The organism is Pseudarthrobacter sp. HLT1-3 (assembly GCF_059383535.1).
Genome location: NZ_JBWZCJ010000046.1, coordinates 1 through 10,275, shown reverse-complemented (window position 1 = coordinate 10,275; position 10,275 = coordinate 1). Strand labels below are relative to the sequence as shown.

Annotated in this window: 7 protein-coding genes and 2 pseudogenes; 5 read left to right on the top strand and 4 right to left on the bottom strand. The window is 61.6% G+C overall.

Going from position 1 to position 10,275, the window contains the following annotated elements; genetic code table 11:
- Positions 1-205 precede the first annotated feature (205 nt).
- A complete protein-coding gene (locus AC50X9_RS20830) occupies positions 206-1,498 on the top strand; it encodes an ISL3 family transposase (protein ID WP_494896917.1) in 1,293 nt (430 codons plus the stop codon).
- A gap of 518 nt (positions 1,499-2,016) precedes the next feature.
- Here AC50X9_RS20830 and AC50X9_RS20825 read toward each other — a convergent pair.
- The 3 genes and pseudogenes from AC50X9_RS20825 to AC50X9_RS20815 form a co-directional block, all read right to left on the bottom strand.
- Positions 2,017-3,265: pseudogene (locus AC50X9_RS20825) on the bottom strand (IS256 family transposase).
- A 613-nt stretch (positions 3,266-3,878) separates the two neighbouring features.
- On the bottom strand, positions 3,879-4,958 hold the full coding sequence (locus AC50X9_RS20820; RefSeq protein ID WP_494896915.1) for a tetratricopeptide repeat protein: 1,080 nt from the start codon (positions 4,956-4,958) through the stop codon (positions 3,879-3,881).
- Positions 4,959-4,982: 24 nt separating this feature from the next.
- The gene (locus AC50X9_RS20815; RefSeq protein ID WP_494896913.1) at positions 4,983-5,126 is read right to left on the bottom strand and encodes a hypothetical protein; all 144 of its coding nucleotides are present in this window, start codon (positions 5,124-5,126) and stop codon (positions 4,983-4,985) included.
- 175 nt (positions 5,127-5,301) lie between these two features.
- Between AC50X9_RS20815 and AC50X9_RS20810 the strand changes: the two genes are divergently transcribed.
- Complete coding sequence (locus AC50X9_RS20810; RefSeq protein WP_494896910.1) at positions 5,302-5,721, top strand: hypothetical protein; 420 nt, start codon at positions 5,302-5,304, stop codon at positions 5,719-5,721.
- 280 nt (positions 5,722-6,001) lie between these two features.
- Here the strand turns inward: AC50X9_RS20810 and AC50X9_RS20805 are convergent, their stop codons facing one another.
- Positions 6,002-6,607: an AMIN-like domain-containing (lipo)protein gene (locus AC50X9_RS20805; RefSeq protein ID WP_494896919.1), complete on the bottom strand. Its 606-nt coding sequence runs from the start codon at positions 6,605-6,607 to the stop codon at positions 6,002-6,004.
- Between the two features lie 516 nt (positions 6,608-7,123).
- On the opposite strand from AC50X9_RS20805, the pseudogene AC50X9_RS20800 reads away from it, so the two are divergent.
- The 3 genes and pseudogenes from AC50X9_RS20800 to AC50X9_RS20790 form a co-directional block, all read left to right on the top strand.
- Positions 7,124-7,441: pseudogene (locus tag AC50X9_RS20800) on the top strand (dihydrofolate reductase family protein); the annotation flags it as partial.
- A gap of 230 nt (positions 7,442-7,671) precedes the next feature.
- Entirely contained in the window at positions 7,672-7,818 is a 147-nt protein-coding gene (locus tag AC50X9_RS20795; RefSeq protein WP_494896907.1) for a lmo0937 family membrane protein, read from the top strand.
- 657 nt (positions 7,819-8,475) lie between these two features.
- Complete coding sequence (locus tag AC50X9_RS20790; RefSeq protein WP_494896903.1) at positions 8,476-10,137, top strand: CBM96 family carbohydrate-binding protein; 1,662 nt, start codon at positions 8,476-8,478, stop codon at positions 10,135-10,137.
- Positions 10,138-10,275: the final 138 nt, after the last annotated feature.

The window sequence follows — 10,275 nt, the reverse complement described above, 5'->3', positions numbered from 1 at the left end:
GATAGCACCCACCGCCACCGGCAGAACACAGGTGACGGTGCACTCAACCCTGCCTGTCGTCCAGAGCCAAAAAAGGCTTGACAAGCGTTAGGGAATCTCTTCGTGGTTCGTGGGGAATTGATTCCGTGTCGTAGCTAAAAAAGGGGCCCGTGGCCCTGCTGGGATGAGTGTGTCTAGCATTCAACCAGGAGCAGGACCACGAGCCTTGATTGAGCCTACCGGGGCGGCGGCCGACGCTGCCCCCAGCATCTTCAACCTGCCCGACTACACCGTCATCTCGGCCACAGTGCTGGAGGACGGCCGGCGCCAGATCATCGTTGAAACCGACCAGCCACCGGGCTGCCCCAGCTGCGGTGTCGTCGCGACGCGGCGGAAGGAACGACGCTTCCAGCGGATCCGGGACATCCCCGTCGCCGGCGCCGTGGAGGTCCTCTGGTCCAAGTACCGCTGGTACTGCGAGGAACCGGCCTGTGACCGACTCTCATTCTTCGAATCCACTGGCCAGGTCCCGCGCCGGGCCCTTTCCACGGCCCGGCTCCGGGACCATGTCGTTGACGCGGTCATCAGCTCCGGCCGCGCCGTGTCCGAGACCGCCGCCGCGTTCGCGGTGTCCTGGTGGCTGGTCCGCGCCGCGCTGACCGAAGCCTGCCTCCTCAACCTGCCTGACGTAGAGGAGTTCAGGCCGCGGATGCTGGGCATCGATGAGCACCGGTTCCGGTCCGTGCGGTACTTCCGGGACCCTGACTCCAGCTCATGGATCCGGCACGAGCCGTGGATGACGACCATCGTTGATCTGGACACTGGGCAGGTCCTGGGCGTGGTCGACGGCCGGGACCACAGGGGCGTCGGCGATTGGCTCTTCGCCCGGCCGCTTCAGTGGCGCCTGGGCGTGCAGGTCGTGGCGATCGACCCGTCGGCGGCGTTTCGGAAAGCGTTGAGGATGTGGCTCCCGCGCACCGCTGTCGCGGTCGATCATTTCCATCTGGCCTCCCTCGGAAACCAGGCCATGACCGAGGCCCGCCAGAACCTGTCCCAGCAGGTCAAGGGCCGCCGCGGCCGCGGCGTCGACAAGGCCTGGGCACACCGGATGCTACTCCTTCGGGCCGGCGACACCCTCTCCGAGACGGCAGCCCACCGGCTGGCTGAGGTCTTCGCCGCCGACGACCCGACCGGCAAGCTGCAAGCCGTGTGGAAGGTCAAAGAGCAGCTCAGGACGCTGCTGCGCACCGACTCCCTGGCCGACGCGGTCGCCGCGAAAGCCGAACTCAAGGTGCTCGTCGAGGACGCCGGCCGGCCCGAGACAAACAAGCTCTACCGCACTGTCTGCCGGTGGTGGAACGAGATCGAAGTCCTCATCGTCACCGACGCCACCACCGGCAAGGTCGAGGCCAACAACACCGGCATCAAGCACATCAAACGCACCGCCCGCGGCTACCGGAACGCAGGCACTTACAAATCGCCTATTCTCATGAGAAGTGCCGCCCGGACGGCGGCATGACACTCATCCGGGAATCCATTTCCCCACGAACCTTGAAGAGCCGGTAACGACCGCTACTGGCAGCCAATACATGATCGACATGACAGCCCGGACTGTGAGGCGGCGAATGGCCGCCACCGCGCCCCTAGTTGATTATCTGGACGCGGGGTTCTCGAGGCTGCGCCGGGACGGGAAAGCTCTCGAGCTGCTCATGCCGGAGTCGTGCGCTGTGGGCACGTCCGCCCGATACTTCATTCAGGTAAGAGCGGATCACGTCGTGACCCACAGAACGACCTCGCCCGGGCTGCGGATCGACGCCGTGCCCTGAGCGGATTGCAGGCGCATCGTCTATCGGGACTCGACCCGGCCTGCGGGTACTTGTAATAGCACCCTGAGGCAGCGGACGACCCCATTCTGCCGCTTCGGCAATCCGGATCACTTCACGCTTACATATTTGCTTATCGGCGTTTGGGGGAGCCGGGAGGTTACGTCCCGCTGAGTGGTGGAGTTTTCTCGACACCGTGCAGGTCAGTTATTGATTATGCTGCCGTGAGTTCGGGAAGCAAAATCGTCTCCTCTATCGGCGTGGCGGGTGCCTTGTTCATGGCCTTGAGTTCGGCCATGGAGGCCTCGGAGAGGTAGCGGCGGTCGCCGGCTTCCCATTCGTCGTGTTGCTCGACGAGGACCGCGCCGGCGAGCCGGAGAAGGGCTGCCGGGTTGGGGAAGACCCCGACGACGTCGGTGCGTCTTTTGATCTCTTTGTTGACCCGTTCCATGGGATTCGTGGACCAGATCTGCCGCCAGTGCCTGGCCGGGAACCCGGTGAAGGCGAGCACGTCGTCCCGGGCGTCGCCGAGCATCGCGGCGACCTTCGGGTGGGATTTGAGAAGCATCCGGGTGACTTCGTCGAACTGGGTGTTGACGTGTCCGGCGTCGGGCTGGGCGAAGGCGGTGCGGATGATCGAGGCGACCATGTCCTGGGATCCCTTCGGCACGGTCGAGAGCACATTACGCATGAAATGCACGCGGCAGCGCTGCCACGCAGCGCCCTGGAACACCGTGCCGATGGCTTTCTTCAGGCCGCTGTGGGCATCGGAGATCACCAGTTTCACGCCATCCAGTCCGCGGGCCTTCAAGGACCGCAGGAACGCGGTCCAGAATCCCTCGTTCTCGCTGTCGCCGACATCGAACCCCAGGACTTCCCGCCGCCCGTCCGCGGCCACGCCGAAGGCAACCACAACGGCCTGGGACACGACGCGGTGCCCGACGCGGGCCTTGCAGTAGGTGGCGTCGAGGAACACATACGGGTAGTCCATGGCCGAGAGATCGCGGTCCCGGAACGCACCGACCTCGTGGTCCAGGTCCCTCACAGATCCGGGAAACTTCGGACTTGGAGATCCCGGTTTCGGCCCCGAGCGCCTTGACCAGATCATCGACCTTCCGGGTGGAGACCCCGTGCAGATAGGCCTCCATCACCACAGCGTAGAGCGCCTGGTCCACGCGGCGGCGGCGTTCGAGCAGGGCCGGGAAAAACGACCCGTTCCGCAGCTTGGGGATCTTCAGGTTCAGGTCCCCGGCGGTGGTCGTCAACGTCCTGGGCCGGGACCCGTTGCGCTGCGTGGTCCGCGCCTCGGAGCGTTCAAACGGGGCGGCGCCGATGAACGCGGTCGCCTCGGCCTCGATGAGCTGCTGGTACAGGGTTTCGGTCGCGGCACGGATCCGGTCGGAGACATCGGTGAGTTTCAGTTGGCCAAGGAGATCGAGCAGGGCAGACTGGTCTAGAGCCATCGTGTGTTTGTGTCCTTTGTGAGTTCTTTGATCGGTTCTCACTGACCATCGCACGATGGCTCACTACGTCACCGGAGCAACGCGCAACTGCTGAGATCTACACCACTCCACGGGACGTAACCGAGCCGGGAAGTGCTGGACTGCGGCCGCAAAGGCAGGACTGTTGCTTTCCGGAGATGTTCTACTGGTCGTCGTCGGGCCACGCATCGCTGGTCGAGTCCTTGTTCCAGTGCCAGGACTTGGTGGACCTTAGACTCTTAGGCCGCTGCGAAACAAGGGGGCTCAGCCGGGGTGCGCCCAGCCCTCGGTTGCCGTCACTCTTGATAATTTCCGACCGCGCACGTTCGTACTCCTGGACTGTCATCTCGTAGGTTCGCACGCAAACCAGTGGTCTCTCTGGGGCAGCGACCACGTGGAGGTAAAAGGGCCTAAATAGTCCCCTTTCGCTGACGATGGCATCCACACGGCCCCGGAACAAAAGAGAACGGCCGTGCTGAAGCAAAAGATCGACGGTTGTCCTACTCGTCATGTTCTCGAGCGTTCGAGTGAGGATTGATTCCTTTGCGCGTTCCCGATCGATTCGTGGATCATGCTCGATTTGCTGCGACACGTCTTAGAGCTCCTTGGTCACTACGCGGATGGTCGAGTCGAGAGCATCATTTGTCATCGTGTCGAGCCTCTGCCTTAATTCTTCTCCCTGTGAGGTATCGAAAGAGCCCCACTTCCAGAGCTTGGGATGAATCTTTGGGTTTATCTGATGTCTCTCGGCGATGGTCCGCAGCTCTTTCACGCGTGCATCCCCGAGGTCGAGGAGGTCCTTAGCGCGGTTGACGAGTGGTGTGAGAATCCTTAGCTGATTCCGAACTTCGGTGGCAACCTCCTTGTATTGGATCAGTATGGGGTCCGTGAGAGCGAGGTAGCAGAATTCCTTGGTGGCACACCGCGTCCTAAAGATGCTGATCGCCTCGGATGTGCGGTGCGTGGCGGCCATATATAAAGCCTGGTCATAGTAAAAAGCGCGGGCACCCGGAAAAGTGCGATAATCGCGAATTCGCGCCATGTCGGATGGGTCGGATTCGTCAAAGCGATCCGCTTCACCCAATTCCTGCAGGGCTGCCTCAGGCCCTTCAAGTGCGAACGTCAAACGTGCTGCAAGGCGTGCAGCGTGGAGATTGGCGAAGTCTGGGACAACGGAACTCCCATGCCTGGCTGTGGCCTGCCTCGCCTCTCGGAAGTATCCGCGCGCACGCTCGAGCAGTTTTAGCCCGAAACTCGCCCATCCTGCGACGATAAATGCCAAGTGATTATTGGGGTCGTCTTTGATCGCATCCTCGGCAACCGCAAGGGCCCGGTCGTTCCGATGGTGGCGCAGCAGCTCGTTGGCCGCGCGCACCCTCTCTGCGGCCCGCGTCCTTAAGGGATTCAGCAAGATTGCAGCAATCTGCTGGAGCGCATCCAACTGCTTGTCGAGTACGTCCGTCTGGGCATCGAGGCGTAGGCAGATTTTCTCTTCCAGAGAGGCGACGGACCGGGCAATCTCGTTCATATCCTCCCCGAGCCACCGCAACTCCCGGATGACTGGAGTAAGGTCTAAGCCCCGCCCGGTGTTCTCGGCGATCCGAGCCAACGCAGCGCTCTGACTCCAGTTCAGAGACGACCCCCACGATGTTCCTGCAGGATCGAAAAGGGCCATTACCGAATCCAAAGCAGCCATATTTTAACTCTGCCACTCCAGCCCGAAAGCGTCCATGAGCAAATCGAAGTCGAAGATCGGCTCGCCTTCGCAAGAAATGTTCTCGCTGAACAAACCCCTGGTTGCCATGACTTCGCGCAGACGCGACTCGTAATCCAGAGCGTTCATTCGCTCTCCTTCCGGTTATGGGCCGCCTCAAGGAGGCCAGAGGCGGCGCGACGTGACCGGCGCAGGACATCGTCCTGATGTGTGCGGGCACTCCAGGGCTCCTCCCCGCGGGCGCGTCCGGCGCCGGTATCGTGGGCCGGAACAAGCCGCCTCCTCCACCCGATAGGAGCCGTAGATGACTCCCTCCAAACCGTCCAGCAAAGAGGCAATCGCCTGTGTAGGAGAGCTCGTAGGCCGTGTCTTGATCGGTTGCTCACGGCGGCCGTTGAAGTTCGTTGTGGGCATCGCTCCGAAAGGCTTCGGGCTTGGCAACGTCGATGAGCCCGATCACCCCTCCGTGAAAGTCTGCGGCGCATGCTCCCGGCATGTCGATCAGCTCGTGGAGGTCATGAGGCTCTCTTCTCCGGAGGACCACCGCCCCGACCCCATGGTCTTTACCCTGAACGAGCTCCTTGAGATCTGGGACGACTTCTTCGAAGACCTCATCACTACCGTCGGAGGGGAATGGGAGGCCGACGGAGTTCCGATGAGCTCACTCGTACCGCAGGCACACAGCACCGGCAATGGCGCCCCTGAGTGCGAGCCCGGTGAGTAGCGCCGCCACCAGACGTCTGGCGTGCCGGTTGCCGTGATGAACGCCGAGCCCGCCTGCGATAGCCGTGCAGCAGAGTGGCTCGAGCCGGCTACAACATGACTTGCTGACTGTTCTTTCGATCGGGGGTAGCCGCCCCTATGGTCACACAGGAAAGTAGGGGCTGCGGCTCCCGCAACCCCACCCTCAAAAACTACTGGTGCGCATCCTATCGGCATCGCCTTCATGCGGAACGCGGGCGCCGCCGTCGTTCTTCAGCGCCCTGGCTGGCTGGTCCCAGGCGTCACCAGCGGTGCGCTACATCGATCACCAGCCGAGACCCGTTGCCCGGGCCGTCCAGCGTGAATACCCGGAACGGCAGCCGTGCGCGGACACCCAGCCCGATCTGAGTCACCGCCTCGAAGGTGCCGGCGAAGGCCACCTGGCGGAAGGTCTGGAAGCCGGCAACGTTCACCGCTTCGTCCCGGTTCGCCGGGGTGTAGGTCGGGTTGTAGTTCTGGTCATGGGCCGGTGCCGTGACTGTCACACCGATGAACGCGCCTCCCCGCAGCGGAACGGTGAAGCCGGACCCGCCCTGCGTCACGGCCCTGACATAGCGCACGGTGTATCTGGGGACCTCGCCGTTAACGTCCACCACCAGGCGGTCGAAGCAGGCGTGGCGCCCGGAGCGGATATTGGTGATCGGATCCTGGCTTGGACCCAACGCCAGCGTGGCGGTCGACTTGGCCAGCGAACCCCAGGTGATTCCGCAGAAGGGGGCCGCCGAGGCGGTGCCGGGCACAACGAGTCCCAGTCCTGCGGTCAGCGCCAGGACCGCCAGGACCGCATGCACTTTCGTCGTGATCGGGCGGCGTTTCCGTTGTGCGGTATTCGGCAGCGTTTGGGACATGGTCCCGCGGGCGAGGATCCCGTTTCCGGGTCCGGAATGCTTGGGCAGCCGTCCCCACGGTGCCCGGAAGTTGATGCTCATTTACATCCTGCTTGCTCAAGGGATTGCGAGTGAAGACGTCCACTGGACGTGATGGCCTCATTGCCATGTAGTGGGATGGCACCCCGCTCCCGTTCGCGGTGCGGTGTGATGCGTTCAGTTTGTGCTCCCAGACGACGGCAAACAAGCAAGATTCGGAGACGATAATGAAACGGTTCTGCATCATTCACGGGTTTTTCAACCCCTGATTATGGACGACGAACCACGGATCGTGTGCCGGGCAGATCAACGCTTCCGGTGCCTTTGCCTCCGTTTCCATCCGGGTCAAACAAACGAGGGCGTCCACGGCTGCTCCTGATGGCGGATTGTCAGCAGATGCGGATTTCCGTCCCCGGCGCTTCAGCCCACCACAAGCTGCGTCCAGTGCATCCGCCCAGCGGCCCTCGTGGGCGTATGCACGACGAAGGCCCCCGCAATCCTCGGCCGGTACTCGAGATGGAGGGCGGAACGACCTTCCATTTCGTTGACGCCGACCCCGTCGCCGCGCTCAAGCAGGCCCGCGCCCTGGCCGGTGACCTCGACGTCCGGATCGGTGGCGGCGTCAGCACTGTTCGGCAGTTCCTCGAGGCCGATCTGATCGACCACATGCATATCGTCCTCGTGCCGATCGTCCTGGGCCGGGGCGAACGGCTCTGGGATGGGCTCGAAGGACTTGAACGACGCTTTGACATCGAAGCGGCCCCTTCTCCACTCGGAGTTCTCCATCTGGTCTTCACTCGTCGCACGGCCCGGTAGGCCGACTTGGGTGCGATCGCGGGGCCAAAGGACTCCATTACCGGAAGCGCCGCGGTAACTTGGGCATTATCTGGGGGAGATTCCGTCAACCTAACCACACGCGCATAAGCTTCAGGGTCCCGGCCGGTCGTGCCCTACGGCTTATCTTTCTGCTACTTCTACCCACGCTGATACTGACATAGGGTGATATGCACCACACGATTACCGTGCGGGAATTAAAGGAGACTCTCATGCTGCTCTGGATAGCTATCATTATCGCAGTTCTCTGGCTTCTCGGCCTGCTCGGCAACATCGGTGGCGGATTAATTCACATACTTTTGGTTATCGCCGTGGTCGCCTTGATCTTCCACTTCGTTCGCGGCAGGTCCCGCACTTAAATACAAAAGTGTGGTCCGCCCCTGCTGGACAGCGAGGTGGGAGCTGCCGCCGTTCTCGGGCAGGGCCTGCACGTCGCCTGACCCGACCGGCAGATGGCTCTGTATCGACGAACATGTCAGCCAGCCGCCGGGCGGCTAGCACTGAGGTGGGCTCAGAAGTCTCCGGCAGCGGCTGACCTGGCCTGCTGCGCCGTCGTGCCCGGCCTGGTCGTTGTAGGTGCCGCTGCCATCTGCGGCACCTAACGTGGACCGAAGAAGATCAGATGCGCGATTCTTTCATTACACGGGAGCGCATTTGGAACGCTGATAACCGATCTTCCGTCAATTAGTACGTGTGAGTCCGGCTCTGAAAAGGATGGGCGAAATGGGTCGTGCCGGGTTGCGAGCGACGTCATCCAGAAGGTCGCCCATTCTGTGCCGGGAAGTGATGGCCCTGGGCGTGGGGCGGGCCCAGCGACTACTCCGCCGGCCTACGGAGCAGCGAGCACCACATCGGTCGCACCCCGAATGAGTTGCTGGACATCCTCAAGGAAGTCCCGGCTTCTTACCAGGCATACGAATCAGCAGAGGGCGCGATCGTCGAGTGGGCCAGGGTCTCGCTAAAGTCGCAGCGCGGGGATATGAGCATTCGCACTGCGTCTATCAGCAGCAGTAAAGATGACACCCAGGGATTGGATGGGGTGCAGGCTCAGGGACGATCGAGCGCTATTGAGTCCCTTTGCCCCTGCGAAGAGGGAAAGGTCATCGAAGAAAATGACCAGAACGCCCGGCTTCCGGGAACCCGATCACTTGATCAGCTGTGACAGGCAAGATCACCCACAACGTCATCGCGACCGGCCGGCCGCATCAACCACTTATCCCGGATCGAGTGTTACTACTGGGTTTACTGCTAGCTACTACTTGTCTTACATCCGCCCTCTTGTTGGCGTCAGCGGATCCCCGGTACAGTTCGACCCACCATCCTTCCTAGGGATGTCACCCGCTTTTCTCGGTCGAGGCTGGCTCCGGGCAGCCGGATACATCAAATACCTAGTAGAAACAGCGATAAAGATGAAGGCTACGAGTGTTCAGGGGTTGCCAACTCAGCAGAACCGACGTGGCATGATGTTCCGGCGTAAATGCGTAGCGGCTGTATCGTCCATTCTGATTATGTTCGCAGTCATTACTCCGACAACCGCAAGCGCCGCAGCGACAACCTCGTTGGTCATGGACACTTACGTGCAGGCGGACAGGGCGACTTCGAACTTTGGGGCCAGCATCCGTTTATCTACAGAAGGCCGTGCGTATATCTGGCGGAACTCGCTTCTACGGTTCTCCGTGCAAGTTCCCGCTGGCGAACATGTTGTTTCAGCCAAACTTCGGGCGTATTCCGAGGCATCTACAACGTCCACTGAGTTCGTGGATGTGTTTACTACATCTGGCGGCTGGACAGAGAGGGGCGTCACGTGGAATAACGCACCGGCACGCGGGACATGGCTCGGGAAGGCGGGCGGATTCGCCACCGGCTCCTGGGTTGAATGGGATGTAACCAAGGGCGTCAACGCGAAGGGCGGCGAGCAGAACTTCAAGCTGGAAAGCAACGCGCGGAAGTGGATCGGGTTCAAGTCGAAGGAATCGTCGAACTCTGCCCTGCGCCCAAGACTGGTGGTGACGACTGCGCCTGACACGGTAACCTCCATGGAGGCGGCCGTAGTCCATGGGTGGGGCGCGCGTGTAGCTGGGGACGAGTTCAATTATTCTGGCGCGCCCGATGCCACGAAGTGGAATGTCTACAACAGTGCCGGCCACGCGGGCAACGGTTTCCGGAGTCTTCAGCAGGTTACCGTGGATGGTTCCAAAATGGTCATGACTGGAAGCCAGGATGGCACGACTGCTGGGATGGGCGCGAAGTTTGCAAACCAGAAGTACGGGCGGTGGGAAGTCCGGGCGGCCGGGTCCGGTGATAACGAATACCATATGGTGTCCATCCTGTGGCCCGATAGTGAAAATTGGCCGTGTGACGGCGAGATTGACTACGCGGAGACGACTGGCGACTGGAACGTCATCAAGTTCTTCCACCACTATGGGTGCTCGAACTTGCAGACGTCATCGTCCAAGCCTCTGGACGTTACGCAGTTGCACAACTACGCGCTTGACTGGTCTCCGCGCGGAATCGTGGGCTACGTTGATGGCGTGAAGTGGTTTGAAGACACCGACCCCGCGCATCAGCCTCCCGGTCCGATGCACCAGACCTTACAACTGGACTGGTTCCCTGACAGCACTGCCAACGGCGCCGGCGAGATGCGGGTGGATTGGGTCCGCGTGTACGCGGCGGGCTGAACATCGGGACTGCCCCGGCTTTTGTTGACTCAGGGTCCTAGTAGTACTTTGTTAGGTTTTGGGGTGAAACTCTTTTAATCCTGTCGGTGGTCTGTTAATTTCGGATCATGCGGGATGGAGAGATTGCAGCTGTGCGGG